Source organism: Enterococcus sp. DIV0840 (assembly GCF_050527835.1).
GTDB lineage: Bacteria > Bacillota > Bacilli > Lactobacillales > Enterococcaceae > Enterococcus_L > Enterococcus_L ureasiticus.
On record NZ_CP172876.1, the window covers coordinates 2,807,613 to 2,833,335 of the forward strand.

Annotated in this window: 24 protein-coding genes and 1 other annotated feature; of the genes, 6 read left to right on the top strand and 18 right to left on the bottom strand. The window is 35.1% G+C overall.

All coding sequences use genetic code 11. The annotated features are described in order from the left end of the window. Positions 1-137: 137 nt before the first annotated feature. Positions 138-410 (bottom strand) — a binding site (T-box leader). Positions 411-822: 412 nt separating this feature from the next. From IGL98_RS13400 to IGL98_RS13425, 6 genes are all read right to left on the bottom strand, one after another. Beyond that, positions 823-3,354, bottom strand: coding sequence for an L-type lectin-domain containing protein (locus IGL98_RS13400; protein WP_206911367.1), 2,532 nt, complete (start codon positions 3,352-3,354; stop codon positions 823-825). Positions 3,355-3,371: 17 nt separating this feature from the next. Further along, entirely contained in the window at positions 3,372-4,403 is a 1,032-nt protein-coding gene (locus IGL98_RS13405; protein WP_206842853.1) for a DUF916 and DUF3324 domain-containing protein, read from the bottom strand. Positions 4,404-4,542: 139 nt separating this feature from the next. After that, positions 4,543-5,259 carry a WxL domain-containing protein gene (locus IGL98_RS13410; protein ID WP_242590040.1) on the bottom strand — a complete coding sequence of 239 codons (717 nt, stop codon included), beginning with the start codon at positions 5,257-5,259 and terminating at the stop codon, positions 4,543-4,545. A gap of 96 nt (positions 5,260-5,355) precedes the next feature. After that, positions 5,356-5,559, bottom strand: a complete 204-nt coding sequence (locus tag IGL98_RS13415) for a hypothetical protein (protein ID WP_430604788.1) — start codon at positions 5,557-5,559, stop codon at positions 5,356-5,358. A gap of 29 nt (positions 5,560-5,588) precedes the next feature. Next, a complete protein-coding gene (locus tag IGL98_RS13420; RefSeq protein WP_206842858.1) occupies positions 5,589-6,683 on the bottom strand; it encodes a DUF916 and DUF3324 domain-containing protein in 1,095 nt (364 codons plus the stop codon). Further along, positions 6,680-7,342, bottom strand: a complete 663-nt coding sequence (locus tag IGL98_RS13425) for a hypothetical protein (protein WP_339099577.1) — start codon at positions 7,340-7,342, stop codon at positions 6,680-6,682. Before IGL98_RS13425 ends, IGL98_RS13420 begins: the two co-directional genes overlap by 4 nt. Before the next feature lie 553 nt (positions 7,343-7,895). Here IGL98_RS13425 and IGL98_RS13430 point away from each other — a divergent pair. The 4 genes from IGL98_RS13430 (at position 7,896) to IGL98_RS13445 (ending at position 10,447) form a co-directional block, all read left to right on the top strand. Further along, positions 7,896-8,639, top strand: a complete 744-nt coding sequence (locus IGL98_RS13430; RefSeq protein ID WP_206911965.1) for a TraX family protein — start codon at positions 7,896-7,898, stop codon at positions 8,637-8,639. Positions 8,640-8,858: 219 nt separating this feature from the next. After that, positions 8,859-9,296, top strand: coding sequence for a hypothetical protein (locus IGL98_RS13435; RefSeq protein WP_206842861.1), 438 nt, complete (start codon positions 8,859-8,861; stop codon positions 9,294-9,296). A 47-nt stretch (positions 9,297-9,343) separates the two neighbouring features. Beyond that, on the top strand, positions 9,344-9,511 hold the full coding sequence (locus tag IGL98_RS13440; protein ID WP_422851615.1) for a helix-turn-helix transcriptional regulator: 168 nt from the start codon (positions 9,344-9,346) through the stop codon (positions 9,509-9,511). A gap of 30 nt (positions 9,512-9,541) precedes the next feature. Beyond that, on the top strand, positions 9,542-10,447 hold the full coding sequence (locus IGL98_RS13445; RefSeq protein ID WP_206911966.1) for an NAD(P)-dependent alcohol dehydrogenase: 906 nt from the start codon (positions 9,542-9,544) through the stop codon (positions 10,445-10,447). Between the two features lie 71 nt (positions 10,448-10,518). Here the strand turns inward: IGL98_RS13445 and IGL98_RS13450 are convergent, their stop codons facing one another. Genes IGL98_RS13450 through glpK form a run of 4 tightly spaced genes read right to left on the bottom strand, consistent with a single transcriptional unit; the run spans position 10,519 to position 13,649 of the window. Continuing rightward, on the bottom strand, positions 10,519-10,878 hold the full coding sequence (locus IGL98_RS13450; RefSeq protein WP_206842863.1) for an MmcQ/YjbR family DNA-binding protein: 360 nt from the start codon (positions 10,876-10,878) through the stop codon (positions 10,519-10,521). Next, positions 10,868-11,266, bottom strand: a complete 399-nt coding sequence (locus IGL98_RS13455) for a VOC family protein (RefSeq protein ID WP_206842864.1) — start codon at positions 11,264-11,266, stop codon at positions 10,868-10,870. Before IGL98_RS13455 ends, IGL98_RS13450 begins: the two co-directional genes overlap by 11 nt. A 42-nt stretch (positions 11,267-11,308) precedes the next feature. Further along, positions 11,309-12,112, bottom strand: a complete 804-nt coding sequence (locus tag IGL98_RS13460; RefSeq protein WP_340689540.1) for a helix-turn-helix domain-containing protein — start codon at positions 12,110-12,112, stop codon at positions 11,309-11,311. Between the two features lie 31 nt (positions 12,113-12,143). Continuing rightward, complete coding sequence (glpK, locus tag IGL98_RS13465) at positions 12,144-13,649, bottom strand: glycerol kinase GlpK (RefSeq protein WP_206842866.1); 1,506 nt, start codon at positions 13,647-13,649, stop codon at positions 12,144-12,146. A gap of 429 nt (positions 13,650-14,078) precedes the next feature. Between glpK and IGL98_RS13470 the strand changes: the two genes are divergently transcribed. After that, complete coding sequence (locus IGL98_RS13470) at positions 14,079-14,726, top strand: metal-dependent transcriptional regulator (RefSeq protein WP_206842867.1); 648 nt, start codon at positions 14,079-14,081, stop codon at positions 14,724-14,726. Positions 14,727-14,800: 74 nt separating this feature from the next. Further along, on the top strand, positions 14,801-16,321 hold the full coding sequence (gene zwf, locus IGL98_RS13475; RefSeq protein ID WP_206911967.1) for a glucose-6-phosphate dehydrogenase: 1,521 nt from the start codon (positions 14,801-14,803) through the stop codon (positions 16,319-16,321). Between the two features lie 37 nt (positions 16,322-16,358). On the opposite strand, the gene ileS is transcribed toward zwf, so the two are convergent. The 8 genes from ileS to ftsA form a co-directional block, all read right to left on the bottom strand. Beyond that, entirely contained in the window at positions 16,359-19,148 is a 2,790-nt protein-coding gene (gene ileS, locus IGL98_RS13480; RefSeq protein ID WP_206911969.1) for an isoleucine--tRNA ligase, read from the bottom strand. 695 nt (positions 19,149-19,843) lie between these two features. Further along, entirely contained in the window at positions 19,844-20,554 is a 711-nt protein-coding gene (locus tag IGL98_RS13485; RefSeq protein ID WP_206842870.1) for a DivIVA domain-containing protein, read from the bottom strand. Between the two features lie 19 nt (positions 20,555-20,573). Beyond that, a complete protein-coding gene (locus tag IGL98_RS13490; RefSeq protein WP_206911970.1) occupies positions 20,574-21,356 on the bottom strand; it encodes an RNA-binding protein in 783 nt (260 codons plus the stop codon). A gap of 22 nt (positions 21,357-21,378) precedes the next feature. Further along, positions 21,379-21,651 carry a YggT family protein gene (locus tag IGL98_RS13495; protein ID WP_242590175.1) on the bottom strand — a complete coding sequence of 91 codons (273 nt, stop codon included), beginning with the start codon at positions 21,649-21,651 and terminating at the stop codon, positions 21,379-21,381. Positions 21,652-21,661: 10 nt separating this feature from the next. Beyond that, positions 21,662-22,267 carry a cell division protein SepF gene (locus IGL98_RS13500; protein WP_069646232.1) on the bottom strand — a complete coding sequence of 202 codons (606 nt, stop codon included), beginning with the start codon at positions 22,265-22,267 and terminating at the stop codon, positions 21,662-21,664. Between the two features lie 13 nt (positions 22,268-22,280). Continuing rightward, the gene (locus IGL98_RS13505; RefSeq protein WP_206842872.1) at positions 22,281-22,958 is read right to left on the bottom strand and encodes a YggS family pyridoxal phosphate-dependent enzyme; all 678 of its coding nucleotides are present in this window, start codon (positions 22,956-22,958) and stop codon (positions 22,281-22,283) included. A gap of 15 nt (positions 22,959-22,973) precedes the next feature. Then, on the bottom strand, positions 22,974-24,224 hold the full coding sequence (gene ftsZ, locus IGL98_RS13510) for a cell division protein FtsZ (RefSeq protein ID WP_069646234.1): 1,251 nt from the start codon (positions 24,222-24,224) through the stop codon (positions 22,974-22,976). A 26-nt stretch (positions 24,225-24,250) separates the two neighbouring features. Further along, the gene (gene ftsA / locus IGL98_RS13515) at positions 24,251-25,573 is read right to left on the bottom strand and encodes a cell division protein FtsA (protein ID WP_206911972.1); all 1,323 of its coding nucleotides are present in this window, start codon (positions 25,571-25,573) and stop codon (positions 24,251-24,253) included. Between the last annotated feature and the right edge of the window lie 150 nt (positions 25,574-25,723).

Here is a 25,723-nt window from a genome sequence, read left to right on the forward strand (position 1 = left end):
GGTAACAACGTTCTGCTTTATTTCACCTTGTACTTTTCACTATCAACTTATTTTTATTTATTGTGTTTTAAAATAAAAGCATAATAGGGTAGCATTTAAAGCTAGATAATAAAAAAACGCCCCCTTAGCAAATAAGCCAAGAGGACGAGAAAATTTTCACGTGGTCCCACCTCAGATTTGTTTTTACTTCACAGTAAAAACCTCTGTTAGTTAGATATACTAAGGAGCGATAACGGACTCTCCGATTTTTCCTACTCATTTAGAATACGAAACAAACCTCGTGAACTAAACGTTTTATTTCAGAAAAACAACTTACAGGCGTGTTCGATGATAATTCATTATTTCCTTTCAGCAAACGGAAACTCTCTAAAACAAATCGACTCATCTACTATTCTGATCATCGTTCTTTCATTTTATTCTCATTTATTTCTAAATAATTTATCATGAAATCTAAATATAGTCAATAGGCTTTACAGAAAAATTACTATATAGGTCTGATTACACAATACTTTTACTGCTCAAGATGACTCATAATGAACTTGTTCTACATTAAAAATACGCTTCTTTCTTTGTCATTTATTGTCTAATTATCAGTTCGTTTTCCTGAATCAAAATTGAGAATGGTTCCTCTTTGACCAGTAAAAAAAGAAGCTGGGACATAACTCTACGAGTCACATCTCAGCCTCAAGGAATCCGAATAAACAGTGGGAGTTAAACACTTCTGTCCCAACCTCAATTCTTTGGTTCTATTCATCAACTTGAGAGAACGAATGATCTTATAGTTAATTACATCCATCACTTTCACTGCAAACTCCACTAAGATCATGGCGTCTCTCCTACTTGCCATAAAATAGTCCCTCTATATGCACCTAGTTTGAGCACTTCTCTTGATGTAACTTCCAATTGAAATCCCTGTTGTCCGTTTTCCCAGTCCTTGCTTATATTGTACTCGTTAGAATCATTTGGTTTTCTAACGGCGATTGGCTGAGCAACATCTTTTAACAGAACTATCGATTCCTCTTCATCCGTTTTATATATAATCGCTCTAGGTAATTCTATACTTTCATCTTCCTGATTTGTTAACGTTTTTTTCAATGTGGCTGTAACTGTCCAAGAACTTTTGACCTTTCGATTGTCCCAAATGACCAAGGGCTTATCGTATTTCGCCTGTTCTACTTTGATAAAAAAATTCCCTAACGTTTTTCGTCCAAAATTTAAATATTTGGGAGATGAAATAACTTGCAATGTCCCTTTAAATTGATAAGTAACTGTCTTTTCTTCTTTTGTTACAGAAATAGCCGTTTCTAAACTTGGTCTGGCTACTAATAAATAGTTCTTATCCATTATTTTTTTAATCGTTGTTTTAACGGTCTCTTGCTCAGTCAAATTTATGGTCTTACCAACATTCTCAATTATCGTTGTGGGGGTGAGTATCGCTCCTCCCAATTCGTCTACATATTGGACAATGACTTTTGATAAATTAGGTACTATTTTGAGATTGATCGCTAAATTAATCGTAGTGTTATTTGCTGTATATTCTAATTTCACTGGGAACTCTCCTGCTTCGGGAATCGAACCTGTTTGAGGTAGTTGATTGGTTGTCAGACTGACCAACGTGGACTCTAATTTTGTTAAAGAACCATCTACATTCGCTTGCCACAATTCTAATGATGATTGTTTACGCAATAATACCTTCAACTCATCTGTTGTTTTAGGGTAATCTGAATTATACATTTCTACATCTTTTGCTGTTATCAAAAACGTATCATCATTTGCAATTTTAGTTTCTTTCTCTTTAATAAACAATGGTACGGTCACATCTCCGATATTGCCTGCCTCATCTTTAAGAGTGATAATGACATGGCTCACACCTGGAGCGGCTACTACTTTTTTTATATCCTGCCCCTCTTTTAAATCCACTTGAATGTTATCTTTTGCTGAACCATCATCCTGCCATGATTTTAAAAATTCTTTATAATCTGCTGTCTCCGTTATTTTCTTTGTATCATATTGATCTACTATACTAAGTTTACCAATCCCTGAAGGTGCTTTAGTATCCACTGTATAAGCTAAGGTATTCTCCTTAGAGTTAAAATAGTTTGATCCTGATATATTACTTTTTATAGTAGGTTTTTCCAGAGAATCCAGCCCTGTTGGCTTTAATTTAAAAGATACATCAACTTTGTTATTTTCACTGCTCAACTCACTTAAATTAACTTGCAAAGTATTATTAGTATAGGTAGGTGTTGTAGATACATCGTTCACGGTAAATGTGTCTTCAAGATACTCCTGACCAGCACTTAATGTAAATTTTAAAATAGGTGCCAGTAGATTCTGGTTACCTCCTGTGTATTCTCCTGAGTAATTCACTTGTAATTCTGTGTCATTTTTAACTTTAGTGGTATCTGTTAGCGTATTTCCAACAATATCGGTCAATCTTAAACGATCAGTATAATTAATCAATCCAGGTACTTCTTTGAAAACCACTTCTGCTTTTTCAAAAAAAGCTCCAGTTGATCCTGTGAATCCCCAAAATACCTTATTTACATTGCCAAAAATTTTCTTATTAATTTCCATCGTCTGAGTACTTAATCCCTCAAGTGCGTATGTTATATGCCCAATATTATTGCTATCAAAGGCTTTCCAACTTATCTTAAATTTACGCCATTTTCCATCTCCTAGTTTAAAATTAGGATACTGAACATTATGATGTTTTAAAGTTTTAACATTATCACCGTTAAATGTATATTCCGATTTAACATCTGGAAATATAGCAGCTACGTGTCCTTTACCATCATTTTTAGTCACTGTTGAATCATAATTATCGTTGTAATATGTATCGAATTCAATAGCAAAACTATTCTTTGCTTGTCCCTTAAAATTTGAATAGAAAGGATCAGCATACGCATTTAATGCGCCACCTTCTTTTTGCGTATAGCCTGTACCTGTCATAACTGAATCGTTATGTAACAAAAAAGTCATACCATCTGCATTACCATCTATTCTGATATACATTTCAGCCTCAATATCTTTACTTAAATCTAATTTATTTTCTTCCGTTGAAAAAACACTCCCTTTTTGAGCTGATTTTTTCTCTGTTATAATCACTTTGTTACCAGAAACATAACTATTCGAATTCTCTGGAATTTTAAATATTCCTGTCAATGGTACACCAACAGGGTCACTAGCGTATGTCTCAGCTTTCAACAATGACTTCGTTTTATTTAATTCATCATCAGTAACTGTTTCTGCTGAATTGTCTTCCAAGGTTGGAGATGCTTTAATTTTATTTACATTTACAAAAAAAAATATACTTATTGCTAAAAGCATGATAATATATGATTTTTTTTTCATTTCAACTCACTCCTAAATTACTTGGACTTTTTATTTTTTCTCTTTACGATTTTTTTATAAATGATCATTAAAACGACTATAGGCGCTATTATCATCAGGAATCGTGAACCATTAGATCGGTCTCTTGCTTCAATAACTTGACTATTTACTCCTTTTGCTTCTTGATTAGATATCATAAAATCTTCAACCCAAGACCAAGTCTTATTGCCTTGTGTCTTCACAGTGATTTCAGCTGTATATTCACCAGCTTTCATTCGTTTATCATCAATAGGTACTGGAAAATCGAGCATCGAATTAGGAGCTATCCGCATATTTTTATTGAAGATTTCAAACAGGATTTTGGTCTTGTTTCTATTCCTTACTTTGACATGTACAGATAGGTCCTCCCCATATACTGGTTGACTATTAGAAAAATTCACAAATAACATTGCTTTTCCATCTTGTATTCCAGGATAAACTTTGTTTAGCTTCATCTTTGGTTTAATATTTTTTGTTTCTGTTTCACTAATTAACATGCCAACTAAATAAGCAAATTCATTAACGATACCATCTCGCTCTTCGTTGCTTTCATCTTTATCTTCCTCAACTTTTTGTAACTGTATACCGCCCGAAATGTATCCTTCAAAAGCAAACGAGGGGACTTCTATCAAAAAATCAACTGTTTTGGTACTAGCTGATGGAACCATAACTTTTTCTGGACCTTTTACTATGTCTGGAAAATCAACTTTTAATGATGGATCTTTTTCAATTTTGTTTGGTCCGTATTCAATGACACCAGAGTTATTGGTTTTTGCACTATTTCTTCTAATCGCAATTGCTATATCTTTTGCTGTTACATTATGTATTTTTAATTGAATAGTTTGGTTTTGTCCTGGGCTCACCAATAAATCATAGTAACCTACATCTCTATTTATTTGATTTGTAGGCATCACAATTTCGTAAGTAAAATCCTGAAAACTATTTGCCGAATTTTCTTCAGAAAAACTTGTTACCGATTGAGTAAGTACAATTAAAATAAAGGAACCTACAACTATAAATAATTTTTTCAAATTCTTTTCTCCAACCTCTCATAAATAAACATCACAATAAAATAATTATTTATCTTCATTCAAAAATTGGAAAATTCACAACAATAACTGTCTAGACAATCTATTTATATCTTTAATTTTTAGTATGTGTTATCTAAACTCAAATAACTGAACTTTTAAATGTTTTTCCTGAAGCATTACTTCCAGACGTGACAGACAATTTAACATTTGAAAGTTTAGTAGCAAATCCCCCTGTAACAGCATCCGATTTTGATTTTCCTAATACCTGAGCTGCGGTAGTTTTTCCCGCTTCTAATGAAATGGTTTTTGTTTTTCCATCACCAAGTACAATATTATTTGGCTCAGGTAGTTTCGACATATTGTCTTTAACAGGATTAGGAATAAAATCATTGGTATCTGGATCAATTTTTGTACCAATTGTGTAGGCTTGCGGATCACCTAACTCAAATGTCAATTTAGATGGTAAAGTAGTCGCAGAATCACCTGTTGAAACAAGGTCTGACATTGAAGCAGTTACTTTCCAAGCTGGTGTAGTCCTTACAGCTGTTTCTCCTTCGCCAGTTGTCGTTCCTTGTCTATCATCGTTTACTGTAATGTATTGGTCCTCTTTAAAAGTATTGCTATATGTTGCAATATTAGCAGTAGCTTTTTGGTTCCCAAAATCAAAACTAGACGGTACAAATACAAGTGATAAGTTATCCTTGAATGGTCCTGATCCAGGTTTTACTGGTCCATCTGTTTCAAACTTAATTCCAGCATCTGTTTTATCTTTCCCGACTTCTACTGCATCCGCAGTTTTCGCAAAAACTATTAATGCTGATGATGCTAATAATGTTGTTAAAACAAGTTTTTTCATTTTTTAATCATCCTTCTCTTAATACAAATAAATTAAAGACAGTTATTGTTGTGAATTTTCCAATTTAATTACTATCCAATCAGATTAATCTGTTCTTTAAGTAGAATAAATAAATAAATAAATAATCAATGCGAGACTCATTAAAGAGAGTATTAATAAGCTAAAATTCGCAAATAAAGCAATTTTTTTAGCCTTTAGGCGCTTCACTAAAAATAGGTCTCTTGATAAAGTTAGTAAAAATAAAACCAGTGATAGTAAAGCAACACCACTTAATATGTAAATCCATAAGTAATCTATCATATTTCCCCTCCTGATCATGATTGTTAATATCACATGAGATTTCTATTTCGATTAACTCTAGCAGCTTTTCTCTTTTTTTTGTTTTTTAAAAGACGTATTTTTTTCCATTGTGTTTCCCATTGTTTTCTCCTAAAGATAATAGTTAAGGTTATCATTATGAAATAGCTTATAAAGATAGCTGCTACTATTTTTATCCAAGTAGGCGTTATAATTTTAAATACACTTTCTTCATTTATTTCTCTTGCTTGTTGGTTTGAAATAGTAAAATCTTTGCTTAAATCCCATTCTTGTAAATCATTGCTTGCAGTTAATTTCAATGTATAGTCACCAGAAGGAAGTTGTGCAATCCCCCAATCCATTTCAAAATCAAAATTACTATTCGGAGCAATAGTGTAGTTTTGTACGGTTATTTTTTTCACTACTTTTTCGGACACTTTTTCAACCATCGTAGCCGAAATATTCAAATTCTCTAATATTCTTGGCTCAGGGTTTTGGAGATTTGCAATGACCATTTTCTTGCCACGCTTCATTGTAGCTTTGACAGAAGTCAAATTTAGTGTTAGGGCATTATTGAACTCATCACCTGAACTGGAAGCAATCAAGCCAACCCTATATGAAAATTCTGTTGTAACGCCACTTTTTTTCTCTGAACCTTTATCTAGTGAAAATATTAAGGCACCCATTTTTACTCCTTGGTAGATCTCTTTTGGGGGAGTCAATTTTATATGAATTATTTTCTCTTCAAAATTTTCTACTGTAATCTCCGGAGTTTCTATTGTGATCAATGAGGTTAATGGTTCTTTTAATGTTTTGTCGATTTTAGAGACATCATTCTCATATTCGATTGTCCCACCGTCACCGGTTATAGCATTACTCCCATAAATATTTAAATGTACTGCTTCTTTTTTTGTACTCTTTACCCTTGCCTCTAAAGTTTGGACTTCTCCAGGTGTCGTTTTAACATAAAAATAACTTTTCTCTGGATCGATCTGAGTTTTCGGTTGCACAATTGAAACTGTATAGCCTAAATCAGAATCCCCTTCTGCTGCCGCAGCTTTACTTGTATATGTCAAAAAAGTGAAACAACTGATAAGTATTGAATAAGCGATATATAATTTTTTCATTCAGTGATTTTCTCCTCATAACTATGCTCTTCATCTTTTTGAGCCATTTCAATGTATATGGTGATATAATATTCTTCATTATGTTCACATTCAATTACGTAAGATAATAGCTCAGATCCAACCCAATTTTCAGAAAATTCTTCAAATTTATGGAGCGCTTCATTTTCTGTATTAAAGGGTCCTTCAATTTCTAGAAGATTCTCTTCTTGTATCATTAGCTCTTTATCCTTGCCAAGTTTAACTATGACATATGTTGCATAGGCTGCCGCAGCTGAAAAAATGAATATAACCAAAAAGAGAATCCCCATCTTATTCAATAACAATCCCAAAGAATAAATACAAAAAATTAAAATCGCCACTATAAACAGCCAAATAAAATCACTCTTTACTTTGGAATCACTTTTCATCATTGAATATAAGTGGATAAGAAATAACAATTGTATAGCGAACAGTAAAAATGCTATAACTAGATTGATTAAAATCTCCTTAAGATAAAAATTCGTTAAAAATAGCAATTGAATCATTATTGACGCACTCTTATCAACATAGAAAACAGCCTCTTTATAGAAGTAAAAAAAGAATAACAGATATACTACATAGCTTATTATTAATAAAAGTTCCATCACATAATATTTTTTATTTTTTTTTATTATTTGCACGAGAGTTACCTTCCATTTCTTCGAATTAGCACTTTATTTAAAAAAATATAATCTGATCTGAAATTGATTTATCTCTGACATAACAGAATTTATTCGTAAGTATATGTTTAAAAAGAAAGGATTTAAATGCGCCGAAACGATTTGAATAGAACGCACTATTTCTAGGCTAATCATTCGTTTATGTAGTTTTAATTCATTTTCAAACCCAAAATTTCATATCAATATAATTTCAATTAAATCTAAAAATAATTGTTTTTTTATTTAACACAAACATTCTCTCATATTCTTTTCTTATTTTCCTATCCTATTATGAACACTTTTTTGACCAGCGTAACAAAAAAACGTTTTTCTTTAACTCATTTTTACTTACTTTTATTGACTCAATTACGACACTTGGCTTTTGATTCAACTAAAATATTTCTGCAATAAAAAAAGCAACTTTCAGTCATCTTTCACTTTTGTAATCTATTTGTTCGCTGATTCCCACGCCAAAAAGAGTTATTTTTTTTATACTAATAGAAAGTAAAAAAATAATATTTATTAGGAGAATGAAATGAACGGAAATCAAATAAAACTCATCATGATGGGCTTGATGCTCTTAGATCACCTTTTACCACTTTTACCACCACAATTTAACACACCAGTTGGTATGATAACTCGTTGTGTCGCTATGTTTTTTGCATTTATGGCAGTCGAAGGTTTTCACTATACAAGAAGCCGAAAAAAATATTTGCTACGTCTTTATAGCTGGGCAGCAATCATGTTTGTAGGGAATACTTTAATCAATACCTTGATTATCAAAAATCCTATGTACCAGATTCAGAATAATATTTTTCTAACGCTCTCTTTTGGCGTGACGATTTTAACACTGATCGATTTTTCAAAGCGCGTGAAAAAACCTGTCTTGAAAATCGGAACAATTATTTTGGCCATTATCTTAGTATTAGCAGTATCTTTAGATTTTATTCCTACAGAAGGTGGATTAATCGTTATACCATTTATGCTACTTAGTTATTTTTTCAGAGACAATGCAAAAAAGAGAGATATTTCGTATATTATTCTTTCAATTCCTTTTTTGCTACTGGCAATTGTAGGATTGCCCGAATATTCTTTTGAAACCATTAAAGAAAGCCTAGCCGCAAATCCAGAATTTCTATTTATTACAGTCATTCCTTTTATCCATTTATATAACGATAAAAAAGGTAGTGATAATCCATTCTTTAAATATTTATTCTATGTATTTTATCCAGCACATTTGTGGATCATCACATTGGTTACTTGGTATTTGAATGGCTAAATTTAGATAAAAAAGAACCATGTCAAAACTCTTTGACATGGTTCTTTTTCTATGATATTGTATGTATAAACGTTTTTACAACTAGAATAAACGTTTATACATCGATGGGATACCTAAGCAATAACTGGATATACACCTAAAATCTAGTTATGAAAAGTTTAATTCCGTCTTTTTATGATTTGAAATATTTCAAACAAAAAACAATTTAGGAGGATTATTATGGTTTATCAATCAAAAAAAGCATTCGTTCTACTTATTCCCAATGTGGTTATTTTCTTTTATTTATACTTGGATAATTTGAATAAACTACACTCAAATCAGCAAGATTTTCTTTCTTTATGGGGAGTGTTCTTTTTTAAACTGTTGGTAGTTTTGGTTATCACTAATATCATTGTATTGATCATTTTCAACCTATTCAATAACATGTTCAGTAAAAATAAAGCTCCTACTATTTCCGATGAACGAGATCGATTAATTGAATTAAGAGCCGTTCGAAATTTATGCTTTATATTCGCATTTGGATTCTTTTTAGCAATGGCTGCTATAGCTATCCATCAACCGATTTCTACAATGTTTACGATTCTAGCATTTACTATATTAGTCTCTGTTTTTGTGTCCTATGCTTCTTACATTTTTTATTATGAAAGAGGATATTAACTATGGGAAAATCTTTAATAAGAAATACAATTCGTAAGCAACGATTTATGCATAATGAAATGACTCAGCAAGCTTTGGCTGATGCTGTAGGCGTTACAAGACAAACAATTATTTCTTTAGAACAGGAAAAATACTCTCCCTCTTTAGAACTAGCATTTAGAATTGCTAAAGTATTTGATCAGCCACTAGAGGATGTTTTTTCTTATAAAGAATAATGATAAACCATTAAAGAAATGAGGGAAATTATGAAAGCAATCATTTGTACAGGATATGGTACACCCGACGTTCTTAAATTTCAGGACATCAAAAAACCTATAGCGAAAAACAATCAAATTCTTATAAAGATACATGCAACAACTGCGACCTCCGGCGATTGTGTCGTTAGAGGTGCAAAAAAATATGGTCCGATCATGAAAATCATGTTTGGCCTTAACCGACCCAGACAACCAATTTTAGGAGCAGAACTTTCAGGTGTCATTGAAGCAGTTGGAGAAAATGTCACAAAATTCAAAGTTGGTGATTCTGTCTTTGCATTGACAGGAATGAAGTTTGGCGGTTATGCGGAATATATTTGCTTATCCGAAAATAGTATTCTTTCATTGATTCCTAAAAATGCTAACTTTGAAGAAGCTGCATCTTTAGCTTTTGGTGGAACAACAGCTCTTCATTTTTTGAGAAAAGCGGCTATAGCGCCTAACCAAAAGATCTTGATTTACGGTGCTTCAGGTTCTGTGGGCACAGCGGCGGTGCAACTGGCTGCTTATTTTGGCGCAGATGTTACTGGCATTTGTAGCACTCAGAATATTGCTTTAGTTCGCTCACTAGGAGCGGCTACTACCATTGACTACACAACTGATGATTTTAAAACACTGAATGAAACATATGATATTGTCTTTGATGCCGTTGGAAAATTAAACAAAACTACGGCTAAACAGCTTACAAGACAAAACGGGCAATTTATTTCTGTCGCCCAAGGATTGGTCAAAGAACTGATGGAAGATATGTTTTTACTTAAAGAGCTATTTGAAAAAGAGAAATTTAAAGCAACAATCGATAGAACTTACCCATTAGCTAATGCAGCCCAAGCACATAAGTATGTAGAGATCGGTCATAAAAAGGGCAATGTGGTTTTGAACGTTGTTAAAGAATAATTGATATCATACTAAAAAAGACAAAGTCAGTTCAAATTTTTTTGACTTGGTCTTTTTTAGTTGATTAATTATTAATATTTTTCTTGAATTTTCTTTGGTAATTTCATCAGGACTAACTCATAGGATTTCCTTAAAAAACCAGCTAATTGTTCCTCAGTAAACGACGAATTTTCCAATACAAAGGAATTCCAATGTGTCTTATTTGCGTAATATCCTGGAACCACATCTGAATATTGTTCGCGCAACAATTCATTTTCTTCCGGATCCCCTTTGACTGTCATCACCCAGTCACCAGCTTTATTTGTTCCAAGCATACAAAAACATTTCTTCTCTATCCCAAAATAATCGCAATCCCAATCTTCTCGATAATCAACTGTTGCTCCTGGCCATGTTTTAGCAGTATCTTTTAAGTACTGGATTTTATTTTTCATCGGCTTGTTCCAACTGATCATTACAAAAAAGACTCAACAAATTTCCATCTGGATCTTTGATGATTGCATAATACTGACCCCAAAAAGCTTGCCACGGTTCCCGAAAAATCTCATAACCAAAGCCTTTCATTTCTTCACAAACCTGATCGATTTCTGCAGGAGAATCACAGAGAAAAGCCAATTCGATTTTATCGCCTTCACTTTTTGGCAGGTAGCCATAAACTCCTTCGATCATTTTTTTAGTATTTAGTGAAATGCGCATCCCTTGGTTATTCACTTCTACGTAATCAGCATTTTTTTCTCCCAATGCCTTAAAGCCTAAACGCTCATAAAATAAAACTGCTTGCTCCATCGACTCGACAATGATTCCGACCATATCTAATTTCATCTTAAGAACCTCCGTCCTTTTTCATTTATTATAATCCCTTGCTCAATTCTTGTCTTGTAAAATTCCGACATGTTGACGAATTGCTTGCGGTGTTAGTCCGGTCATTTTTTTCATTTTCCGGGAATAGTGGGCCTGATCAAAAAAACCATATTTTTCAACCAAGTCTAAGTGACTGATATTTGGTCCACTGATCAATTCCCGGTACACTTTTTGAAAACGTAAAACATCAAACGCTTCATAAGGTGAAAGTCCAGTTTCTTCTCTAAATAGTCGTTGCAAGCTCCTTTCAGATAAAGAACTATTAACTGTATATTCAGCATAACTGATTAAGTAACGATGATCTTCGATAAACTTCTGAATGGGCATCGAAATTTTTTTCGCTGATAACCGATTCAAACGCTCTAAAAAAAACAAATCAACTCCTTTGATCAGCTCACTAAGTGATTTCTTCCCCGATAATTTATCCGTCATATCAATGGCCATTCTTTTTTCAAGTAGTGTTAATTCAACTAATTGATCTTTCAGTCCTTTAAAGGATTGATTGAAAAATGGATACATACCACCTAAATAATACCGGATACCTAAATAAACTGTCGGTTGATCCGAGTAGGAATAAAAAAAGCTCGTGTTCGGACCACTGATATTAATCTGTAAAACATCTAATTCCATACTTAATTGAACAATCAGATCTGAACATAAATCTGGAATAATCCTGCTAGGTGGACTGGATGATTCCTTATAACTAAACCAATATGATTGAATATAGGGTCGTAAACGGAAATCAGGAGCAACTTCTTGGTAATCATTTTTAGAGTCTTGCCAAACTTGCGGTCGATAGTCTATTATCTTGCTCCTCCTTTACTTCATTTATCCTGAGTTATTCCCCGTTCTTATAAGCCATAGTTGCATGAACCGCTCTTTTCCACCCATCATATAGGTCGTTTCGCTTGTCTTCGGTAATTTGCGGTTCAAATCGTTTTCCATGATGCGTAAATGCTTTAATCTCATCTAAGTCTTTCCAAAAACCAACAGCTAACCCTGCTAAGTAGGCAACACCTAAAGCAGTTGTCTCTGAAAAGTCGGCGGCTTCAACTGGTTTGTTAATGATATCCGTTTGAAATTGCATCAACAAATCATTTTGGGACGCGCCACCATCTGCTCTTAATAATTTGATCTCGATCTTGGAATCATTTTCCATTGTTTTGATGACATCCGCTGTTTGATAAGCAATCGACTCCAGAGTTGCACGTATCAGATGCTCCTTCGTTGTTCCTCTGGTTAAACCAAATACAGCGCCTCTAGCCTCTTGATCCCAATAAGGTGCGCCAAGACCCGTAAAGGCTGGTACAACATACACTCCGTCAGAATCAGGGATTTGGCTTGCTAAAAATTCTGATTCGCTTGCTTTTTCAATCAACTTCAAGCCATCACGCAGCCATTGAACAGCAGATCCTGCAACAAAAATACTGCCTTCTAACGCATAATTGACCTTACCATCAATTCCATAACCAATCGTTGTTAATAGTCCATTTTCAGATAAAATTGCTTTTTCTCCTGTGTTCATTACAATAAACGCGCCTGTGCCATAAGTATTTTTGACCATGCCTTTTTCAAAAGCCACTTGTCCAAAAAGTGCAGCTTGTTGATCCCCTGCCATCGCTGCAATCGGAATATTTTCTCCATAAAAATGATAGTCTTCAGTATATCCGTAGATTTCTGCATTTGAACACACATCCGGCAGCATATTTCGAGGGATAGCTAAAATATCTAAAATCTCCTGATCCCAATCCAGTGAGTGAATATTGAACAACATTGTCCGACTGGCATTCGTGTAGTCCGTTTTATGAACTTTACCACCTGTTAGTTTCCATAGTAGCCACGTATCGATCGTTCCAAATAATAATTGTCCAGTTTGGGCTTTTTCTTTAGCACCTTTAACATGTTCTAACAACCACTTTACCTTTGTCGCTGAAAAATAAGAATCGATGATCAGACCTGTTCTTTTTTGAATAAACTCCTGATAACCGTTTTCTTTCAGTTCATCTGCTATTTCATTTGTTTGCTTAGATTGCCATACAATCGCGCGATGGATCGGCTCGCCTGTAACTTTATCCCACACAACCGTTGTTTCACGCTGATTTGTAATGCCAATCGCCTTGATTTGAGCAGGTTTTAACTTTGACTCGATCAACACATCTGCGATAACGGACTGAACAGAATTCCAAATTTCATTTGCCTCATGTTCTACCCAGCCAGGATGTGGAAAATACTGGGTAAATTCTTTTTGTGCTTTAGCGATCTCTTGTCCGTTGTGGTTAAAAATAATGGCTCTTGAACTCGTTGTTCCTTGATCTATAGATAAAATATATTGATTTTGTTTCACGTCTTATTCGCTCCTTGAAAATGATACTTTTATTATAAAGCAAAGTGCTATTAAAAGTCCTGTTCTATCATAAATAAAAAATATACACCAACATTTTTATAAATTCTTATCTAGATTTAGATACTCTTACAAAAATAATCAATCATCATTTGATTTAAACATTAGGTATAACGCTCATTTTCTACCAAGCTCAGAAATTCTAATCTATTTTTAACATTCCCTTTTTTTGATAAAATAGAATCGATTATTTTCCCAGCAAAGTTTAAAATAAAACCTCATAGAAAACGTTATCACTTATACGTTTATTCATCATTTTCAGATTTAGAAAATAAAACACACTTTTTTTTTAGATTAACATATTATTAAATGGTCAAAAAAACAATTTTCTGATAAACTTATCTTGATGGCTTCTTTGAAAGGATGAACTATATGACCCCGAATCGTGAAGACTACCTAAAACTAATTTTTGAATTAGGTGGCGATGAAAATAAAATCAACAACAAGCAAATCGTTTCTGGCTTAGATGTTTCAGCTGCATCTGTCAGTGAGATGATTTCAAAGTTGGTAAAAGAAAAACTGGTTGAACATTCACCTTATCAAGGTGTTCAGCTAACAGAAATAGGGCTAAAAAAAGCAAGTACGCTCATTCGCAAACATCGATTATGGGAAGTATTTTTAGTTGAACATTTAAACTACTCGTGGAATGAAGTTCATGATGAAGCGGAAGTCTTAGAACATGTCACCTCTCAAACATTAGCAAATCGATTGTCTGACTACTTAAATCAGCCAGATTTTTGTCCTCATGGTGGTGTTATTCCAGGAGATGATCAGCCTGTACACGAAGAAAAACGACAAACTTTAATAGACTATCCGATTGGGACCAAGATTCGCATCGGTCGTGTATTAGATGAAAAAGAATTACTAGACTATCTCGTCTCGATAGATCTACAAATTCATGAAGAATATACGATTGATGAGATTGCAGCCTACGAAGGTCCGATTAGTATCAGCAATGGCAACAAAAAATTAGCAATCAGCTATAAGGCAGCAAGTACAATTTTTGTTGATAAAATATAAAAAACACAACGACTATGCGGCAGGCTAAGAAATACCATCTAGTCTAGCCTCCACCAAGAAAGCGGGGAAATGAAATGAACGAAAAGATCGCTCTATTTACTATATTTGGCGGCACTGGTGATTTAGCAAAAAGAAAACTTTATCCTTCTTTATTCCGTTTATATCGCAAAGGTAATTTAGCTGAGCACTTTGCGGTGATCGGCACTGCAAGAAGAGACTGGTCTGACGATCACTATCGTGAGATTGTTCGTGACACAATCAAGGACTTAAATCCAACAGCTGAAGAAGCTGAGGCATTTTCAAGTCACTTCTATTATCAGTCCCATAATGTCAATGATTCTGAGCACTACGATACCTTAAAAAAATTATCCGATACCTTAAACGATAAATACGAATTAGGTGGAAACCATATTTACTACTTAGCAATGGCTCCGCAATTTTTTGGCACGATTGTGCAACACTTAAAATCACAAGAAATTTTAACAGATAACGGTTTTGACCGTTTAGTCATCGAGAAACCATTTGGCTCAAATTATGACTCTGCTTATCAATTAAATGAAGAAATTCGTGCTGTTTTCCCAGAAAAAGATATTTTTAGAATCGATCATTACTTAGGGAAAGAAATGATCCAAAATATATCAGCGATTCGTTTTGCCAATAACATTTTTGAATCACAATGGAATAATCGTTATATCGATAACGTACAGATCACCTTTGCTGAAAGTCTTGGTGTTGAAGACCGTGGTGGCTATTATGAACACAGTGGTGCTTTAAAGGACATGGTTCAAAACCATATCTTGCAAGTTGTCGCCTTGTTAGCAATGGAACCGCCTGTTGCTTTTTCAGAAGCTGAAATTCGTGCAGAAAAAGTCAAAGCTTTACAAGCGATTCGCCTTTATTCTGAGAAAGAAGCGTTGGAAAACTTTGTTCGTGGTCAATATGGTCAAGGCAAACTGGATGATCAAGAATTTATTCGTTATCGTGATGAACCAAATGTTGATGAACACTCTCAAACTGAAACGTTTGTTGCCGGCAAATTCCTAATCGACAATTTCCGATGGTCAGGTGTACCATTCTATATCCGTACAGGAAAACGTCTAACTGAAAAAGGCACTCGGATCAATATCGTTTTCAAGCAAGTACCCGTTAATGTCTTCAAAGATGATATCGATAAATGTGGTGATAAAACAGATTTACCACCTAATGTCTTAACGATTTATATTCAACCGACAGAAGGTTTCTCCATGACACTAAATGGCAAAGAAATTGGTCAAGGGTTTACAACAACTCCTGTAAAATTAGATTACCGTCATAGTGCAGAGACAACTGGCAATAGTCCCGAAGCTTATGAAAAATTATTATTGGATAGTTTGAATGGTGATGGCACAAACTTCTCTCACTGGGATGAAGTAGCTCAATCTTGGCGTATTGTTGATATTATTCGTCACGCTTGGGACAAAACATCTGTCGACTTCCCTAATTATGCGGCAGGCTCAATGGGCCCTGATGCTGCATTTGATTTGTTAGAACAAGATGGTTTTTCATGGGATTGGCAGCCTGATGTCTGGTATCGTGAACGTGGCAAATTAGAATAAAGAAAAAAGGCTCTGGAAATTATCCAGAGCCTTTTTTCTAATCTTCGAATCCTTCAGCAACAGCTTCAGGGTAATTTTCTTCAACGATTGTAGCACAGCGTCCGCATAAGTGTGGTAATTTTTCATTTTCACCAACATCTGTACGCACCGCACGACAACGTTCGCATGTTTCACCTGCTGCTTTTTCCACAAGAATCGACATATCATCGAATTTTTCAACATTTTCAGGCACTTCTGCAGCTAAAGTTGCTACCTCAAAACCAGAAACAATCAATAATTGAGCGATATCTGCATCCACAGCTGTTAATAACTCGTGGATTTGTTCATTAGGATAGACAGTTACTTTCGCTTCTAACGATTTACCGATCAATTTAGAATTACGCGCTTCTTCCAATGCTTTTAAAACATTATCTCTAAAGTCCATGAAAGCAGCCCAAGTATCTAATAACTCTTGTTGATTGGCAAATTCTTCATAGCCTGGGAATTCAGCTAACTGAACATACTCTTCCTCTTCTTTTAAGAAGCTCCAGATTTCCTCAGAAGTATGCGGAATGATTGGTGTTAATAGTTTTGTTAATGCAACAGCAATTTGATAAAATACTGTTTGCATACAACGACGTTGGTAATTATCTTCCGCTTCAATATAAACAACATCTTTAGCAAAATCCAAGTAAAATGACGATAGATCAACCGTTAAGAAATTCATCACTGAACGATAGATTTGCATGAAATTATATTTTTCATAGCCTTTTTCACGAATTTCTTGAATCACTTGATTTAATCGGACAACCATATATTTATCCACAGAACGTAACTCTTCATAAGCAATTGTATGATCTTTTGGTTCAAAATCACTTGTATTCGCTAATAAGAAACGCATTGTGTTGCGGATTTTACGATAAACTTCAGAAACTTGATTCAAGATATCCATTGAAACGCGCACATCTGCTTCATAATCTACACTACTTACCCACAGGCGTAAAATATCCGCACCCATTTGCTTGATCACTTTATCAGGTAAAATAGTGTTACCCAATGATTTACTCATTTTACGGCCTTCGCCATCCAGTGTAAATCCTTGAGATAAAACAGCTTTATAAGGTGCCACACCATTGATGGCTACACTTGTCGTAATACTTGAATTAAACCAGCCACGGTACTGATCAGAGCCTTCTAGATACATATCAGCTGGGAAAGTCAGTTCTGGGCGCTCACGCAAGACCGCTTCATGAGATGAACCAGAATCAAACCAAACATCCATGATGTCATTTTCTTTCGTAAATTCACCATTTGGAGAACCAGGATGTGTGAAGCCTTCTGGTAATAATTCTTTTGCCTCACGTTTGAACCAGATATTTGATCCATGCTCAGCAAATAAATTTGCTACATGATCGATTGTTTCAGGAGTAATGATTGCTTCACCATTTTCAGCATAGAAGATCGGTAATGGTACACCCCATGCACGTTGACGAGAGATTACCCAATCGCCACGATCACGAATCATATTGTACAGACGAGTTTTGCCCCAAGGAAGAATCCAATCAACTTTTTCAACTTCATCTAAGATATTTTGGCGGAATTTATCGATTGATGCAAACCATTGCGGTGTTGCACGATAAATAACAGGTTTTTTTGTGCGCCAGTCATGTGGATAACTATGTGTAAAGAAGTCCAATTTTAATAATGCATCTTTTTCATCAAGTAAGGCTGTGATCATTGGATTCGCTTTATCATAGAAGATACCTTCAAATCCAGGCGCTTCATCCGTAAATACACCACGATTATCCACAGGTGATAGAACATCTAAATTATATTTTTTACCTACGATATAGTCATCTTCACCATGTCCAGGAGCCGTATGAACTAAGCCAGTACCAGCATCTAATGTTACATGATCCCCTAGCATAACTAATGATGTACGATCATAAAATGGATGTTGTGCTGTCATATATTCCATATCTTTACCAGAAATCGTTTCAAGAACTTCAACATCATCCCAGCCAATTGCTTCTTTAACTGTGTCTAAAAGATCTTTAGCAACAACGTACTTTTTACCATATGCTTTAACAACAACATATTGGTAAGTAGGATTCACAGAAATTCCTAAGTTTGCAGGCAGTGTCCAAGGTGTCGTTGTCCAGATTACAAAAGATGTATCTGTATCTAAGATTCCTTTGCCGTCAACTACTTTAAACGCCACATAAATAGATGCTGATTTTACATCTTTATATTCGATTTCAGCTTCTGCTAATGAAGACTCGCTAGATGGAGACCAATAAATTGGTTTTAACCCTTTATAAATATAGCCTTTTTCAGCCATTTTTCCAAACACACGAATTTCAGCGGCTTCATAAGTCGGATCTAATGTGACATAAGGATGTTCCCAATCACCTGCAACACCTAAACGTTTGAAGTCAGCGCGTTGAGTATCTACTTGTGAACGTGCATATTCTTCACATTTTTCACGGTATTCAGCTAAAGTCATCTCTTTTCTTTTGATGCCTTTATTTGTCAATACTTGTTCGATCGGCAAGCCATGTGTATCCCAGCCAGGAACGTACGGTGAACGGAATCCAGACATAGATTTTGAACGGATAATAATATCTTTACTGATTTTATTTAACGAATGACCTAAATGAATATTTCCATTGGCATATGGAGGTCCATCATGAAGAACAAATGTTGGTTTGCCTTCGTTTAATTCTTGACGTTTTTCATAGATTTTTTTCTCTTCCCAATCTTTTTGCCACTCTACCTCACGGTTTGGCAAATTTCCACGCATTGGAAAAGCAGTTTTTCCCAACTGTAATGTTTCTTTCATTTTCATTTTTATTTCCTCGCTTTCGTTTATGAATATTGATTAAAATAGGAGTTACTGCATTTATTTCTGTATTAAAATTTTCATCAGGCATTTTGATGATTCGCTAGTGAGGAGACTTCTCTCACATCACACGCCTTGTACTCTTCATCATCCACTCTGGCAGAGTCAATCGTAGGCCCTCAATTCTTTGTGCTTTAGTTCTTAAAAATTGAAGGGGTCGAAACGAAGTGGAGTGATTCACTAGTATGGAAACTTCTCTCACTTACGTTCGCCAAGTACTGTTCATCATCCACTCTGGCAGAGTCAATCGTAGGTCCTCAATTCTTTGTGCTTTAGTTCTTAAAAATTGAAGGGGTCGAAACGAAGTGGAGTGATTCACTAGTATGGAAACTTCTCTCACTTACGTTCGCCAAGTACTGTTCATCATCCACTCTGGCAAAGCCAATCGTGGTGATTTACAGCAAAAAAGTACCTTCATCCCAAGGGACGAAAGTACTCGCGTTACCACCCAAATTTAAAATAATCGATCAACTCAATTATTTCCTCTGTTAATTGTTAACGAAATCACTCGTCAAGTTTTACTACATTCAAACTTGAGTAAAATAGAGGATCTTTTCAATACCAGGGTCTGTCAAACTTTCACTATCATTGACTCGCTAAAAGAATGGTTATTGACTTTTCTGTTCTATTTATATACACAATTATTTAGGATCTTGATTTAATAAATCAAGCATTGCCTTTGGATCCATTGCAGCTTTTTCAAGTGTTGGTGTTGATTCTTCTGTTGCTGATACTGGTTCTGCAACAACATCGTCACTTTTATCAAGTTCTTGAGCTAATACTTCTTTAATAACAGTATGTGAATCACTTACGTAACTTGAGAATGGCTTTAATAGTTCATTCCAGTCTTCACTCTTCACTTGTTCTAATTGTGCTTCTAGCATCAAGCTTAAACGTTGATGGAAGACACGTGTTTTCTTCTTCAAGTCATCTGTTTCTGCTGCTAATTGACGTGCACGATCAGTTGCGTCTGTTAGAATTTCTTTTGCTTTTTCTTCTGCAGATGTAATAAGATTGCTTGAACGTTTTTCAGCTGAAGAAATCATTTCGTTCGCTGTATTTTCAGCAGAAGTAACGATTACTTCTGATTCTTTATTTGCACTTGTTTTTACTTTATCTGCAGTGTCTTGTGCTACAATGATTGATTGATTCAATGCATCTTTTAATTCATTGAAATATTGTAATTTTTCTTCTGCATGCTTTAATGATTTTTCAAGCTCACGTGTTTTTTGAAGAGAATCTTCATAATCTTTCGTTACTTGATCTAAGAAATCATCGACATCGTCTTGGTTGTACCCTCTCATTTTTGTAGAGAAGTTCTTATTTTGAATATCTAATGGAGTTAATGCCATATTCCTTCACCTCTTTGGATTATTTTCGTAGTACTCCCAGTAACAAACGAAACTTGTCCTTTTTCGTCTTCCCCTCTAACTCTTGAATTTGGATTCGGCCAAACCCTCTAATAGATACAATATCTAAAAGGTCTACTAGGAAATCAGGTCTTGTATTCTCCGTCCAATTCACTTTGACTTTTCCAGATTCGATTAATTGTTTTGATCTCTGTCTAGATATATTATATACGCTAGAGATCAAATTATCCAGACGTAACGAACTTATTGTTGTCCGTTCATGCGTCCAATCATCTTTTGGAAGAATCATCTCTGTATATTTTCTTTTTTCTAATCTTACAGAAACTTTCCCGATTTTTTCTACCTGATTCTCAACAAAACTCGAGATCTCTTTAGCAACAAACACTTGCCATCGATCATCGTCAGAAATAATATCGCCAAAATATTCTCGTTTGATTCCTGTATTGACTAAGGTACCCAATACTTTACCGTGAGATAACGTAGAAAATTTTACAGGATAAACGATTTCTATTAATTCTACTTCAAAATCTTCTTCTTTTGCTTCGTAGTAATCAGGAAAAATCAAACAGCGTCTTCGTTCAGCTTGTTCATACCCACCATAAAACTGAAACTCAAGCTCACTATTTTGACGAATCAATGTTTCTAAAATATATGCCTGCCTCGGATCTAAAAAATCCGATAAGTAAGGAGCGTACTGACTTTCAACTTGCTCTAACCAATCACCAACAGAATCAATAAAAGGATGCTCATCTTTTCGAAAATGTTGATACACATTTGCGTTCATAGATAAATCATCCTTTCTTTTATTAATACAAGATTGATTGTAAAATTCGTCCTAATCCACTCGCAGCTAAATTCAACACAATGATTGCAATCATTACATTAAAACCAACCATACCTATTCTCAAATTTAATCGATCAAATAAGCTTAAGTAAGGTTCTGAAATTCTTGAAATCAAACGGCCAAACGTAGAATCATATGCTCCTGGAAACCAAGATAATAATGCATAAATGATTAAAACGCCCGAATAGATTTGAACACCTTTATATAATATAAATATAAATAGAGCGATACTCATTACCTCCTAACTAAAAATCAAACATTTGTTTCTTAGCTAACGATTGTGCAGTAGCACTATCGATTTCAATGTTTGATGGTGTGCAAAGAAAAATTTCATCGCCTACACGTTGAATGTCTCCATCTAATGCATAAACTGTTCCTGTAAGAAAGTCCACAATTCTTCTTGCTTGATTTTCTTCCACTAAATGAAAATTAATCAGCACAGCGTCACTTGCAATAATATGTTTAGCAATATTCATTGCTTCAGAATAAACGCGTGGTTCAATAATGGTAATTTTCCCTGGTTTACCTGAACTATGTGTATCTTGCGAACGTTTTGAATTTGAGTTATTAGAACTACGCATGGAGACAACCTTTTGCTCATTAAATGCTGTTTCCTGACGGCTTTCTTTCTTATCTTGATGCGTTTCTGTTGAACGATAACGAGCAGATGGCTTTTCGGTTAAAGGCTCAGTTGCAGTCGGTCTTTGTACCTGTGCTTGTGTTTGTCGAACCGTCTGTCTTGGCTGCTCATTCACAACCTTTTGCTCTTCGTATTCATCATAATTATCATATTCATCTTCACCAGATAATCCAAAAAAGCTCGATAACGCATTTTTACTAAAAATTGACATAGATTCCCCTCCTTTACGCACCTCTGAAAATTGCTGTTCCGATTCGTACAAAAGTTGCACCTTCTTCAATAGCGATTGGGAAATCATTACTCATTCCCATGCTAAGCTCTGTACATGGCGCATATGACAGATGCTGATTATTTATTGCTAATTGCAGTTTTTTCAACTTAGAAAACACTTCGCGAAGAACTTGCTCAGAAGCATCCAACGGCGCCATAGTCATTAATCCTACGACTTTTATTCTATCAAATGCTGCTAATTGATGAATAAAATCAATAACATCATCTGATTTAAATCCGTGTTTACTCTCTTCGCCAGTAACATTCACCTCAACGAAACAGGAAATTTGCTTCTCTGCTCGCTTTTGGATTTCTTCTGCCAATTTAAAACTGTCCAAAGCGTGAAAATAATCTATCTCATTTATTATTGATTTTACCTTCCTACGCTGTAAATTACCAATCAAATGCCACTTAATAGACGAAAAATTTTTCAGTGCCATTTTTTTCTCTAGTAATTTATCGACTCGGTTCTCAGCCATATTCTCAATACCAAGTTCAGCAAGCTCCTTGGCAATGTCTTTTTCCACTGATTTAGTCACGGCAATCATCGTTACATCGTTGTCTGACCGCGCTGCTTTTTGGCATGCTAGCTGAATTTCTTGATTTATTTTTTCTAAGTTATCAACTAGCATGTTTAAAAGTCGCTCCTATCTTTTTCTGCGGAAAAATGGTGGTGTGTTTAATTCATCGTCATTATTTTGTGATGGTTCTTCACGATGAAATGTTTCAAAATCTTTTTTCTCAACATTCTCAAATGTTGTATCTTCGACTTTTGGTCGTACGTTTTGCTCACGACGGATGTCCCAATCACCAAAAGCACTTGTCTCTTCTTGAGGTTGAGGTTGTGATGGTTTTGATTGCTCCATATCCAAAACTGGTGCTTGTTGCACTGTTTGAATTTGAGTAGGTCTATTTTGACGTTGAGATTTACGATCTTTTTTAGAAGGATCGATTCCTGTCGCAATAACTGTGACACGGATTTCATCGCCTAAGTCTTCATTGATAGAAGTTCCTAGAATGATATTCACATCACCTGTTGCAGCACTTGTTACGATATCAGAAGCATCTTGTGCTTCAAATAATGTCATATCTAAACCGCCAGTGATATTTAACAATACTTGTTCAGCGCCATCAATAGATGTTTCTAATAATGGAGAAGAAATAGCTTTTTTAGTTGCCTCAATGACACGGTCTTCACCGCTCGCAACACCGATTCCCATTAAAGCAGTTCCTTGGTTTTCCATAACCGTCTTCACATCAGCGAAGTCCAAGTTGACATACCCTGGAGCTGTAATCAAATCTGAAATACCTTGTACTCCTTGACGTAATACATTATCTGCTTCACGGAATGCTTCAAGCATTGGCGTCTTTTTATCTACAACTTCTAATAGTCTGTTGTTTGAAATGATTAGTAATGTATCTACATTTTCTTTTAAAAGAGCAATTCCTTCTGCTGCATAGCGTCCGCGTTTTGGTCCTTCAAAGCTGAATGGTCTTGTGACAACGCCAACTGTTAAAGCGCCTAATTCTTTTGCGATTTTAGCAACTACAGGAGCAGCTCCTGTTCCTGTTCCACCACCCATACCAGCAGTGATGAAGATCATATCAGCTCCTTGTAAGGCATCTGATATTACTTGTTCGCTTTCTTCTGCTGATTTTTGGCCAACTTCTGGTTGAGATCCAGCACCTAAACCACGTGTATACTTAGGTCCAAGTTGGATCACTGTTTCTGCTTTTGAGTTTTTAAGGGCCTGTACGTCTGTATTTGCAGCGATGAACTCAACGCCTTTGACGTTTTCATCGATCATGCGGTTAACAGCATTACCACCGCCGCCGCCTACACCGATAACTTTGATGACAGCGCCATTGTTAATGTTATTATCTAAAGAAAATTCCATAGTATCGTTTCCTCCTGTTTTAATAGTTAGTCAAAAATGTTTGAGAAGAAGTCTTTGATCTTGCCTGTAACTTTTTCACCAGATTCATGAATTTCAGAATCGTCGTAATCATCTTGAGGTGTATCTGTATAAGTATCATATTGCACTTCTTGTTGAACTGCGATTGGCTGTGATGATTTGATCTTTTCGCCTGGAATCGCACCTTTAGCAATATGATAAATGTCATTCAGTTGAGCAGAATATTCTACGATACTGATCACATTCGTAAAGACTGGGTTACGTAATCCCATGTGGTTAGGTACGTACAATTTCACACTTGCATCAAAAATTTCCTGTGCTAAATCAACAACACCCGGAAGACTTGCGCCGCCGCCTGTTAAGATTACTCCACCCGGAAGTTCTAAAGCATCGATTTCGTCCAATACTTCTTTAGATTTTTTAAAGATTTGTTCTACTCTGGCTTCAATCACTTCTGAAAGGTAACGTTCATCAACTTTTACAGGTTCAGACTTACCGATCACATCAACCGGAAATTCTTCACTTACTGATGTTCTTTCAGGATAAGCATCGCCGTAATTGATTTTCAATGCTTCAGCGTTATTGAATGATGTATTCAATACGATAGAAACATCTTTCGTAACAAACTCTCCGCCTTCTTGGTTTACATGAGTAAATTTCAATTGTTTATCATGCATTACAGAAGTCGTTGTTTGTCCGCCACCCATATCGATCACGATGGTTCCAAAATCTTTCTCACCATCTGAAAGAACTGTTTCTGTCAAGGCTAACGGCATAATCACTAATTCATTTACTGTTAAGCCAGCTTTTTCAACACATTTTCTAGTATTGTGAATAATTGTTTTCGGACCTGTGAAAACTACGCCGAACATTTCTAAACGAACGCCAATCATTCCTCTAGGATCTTTGATCCCTTCGAATCCATCTACTGTAAATTCTTGAGGCAAGATTGCTACGATTTGACGTTCAGGAGGAGTTGAACGAACCAGGGCTGCAGATGCTACGTTTCTAACATCTTCATCAGTGATTTCTTTTGACTCACTACTTACAGCGATCATTCCTTGGCAATTTTCCACTTCAAGTAAGTTTGCTGGTAACCCCACATTCACACTTTTAATTTGAATTCCCGCTTTTTCTTCTGCTTGTCTTACTGCTCTTTGAATCGCATGAACTGTTTTATCTATATCGACAATGATCCCTCGATTTAATCCATCAGATTTTGCGTTTCCTACGCCAATGATATTCATTTGACCTTCGATAAACTCAGCAACTACAACTTTTACTGATGTTGTACCAATATCAAGGCCTACATACATTCCTGTCTTTGCCATGAATGGGGTTCCTCCTCCTATTAATTCCAATATGTAAGCGGGCATAAAACACCCGTTTAAATATATATTTTTTTATGAATACTCACTTCTTTCAATTTTACCATAAACATAGGCTTTTTAGAAAGTAGATTCTACTATTTTATTCTTTTA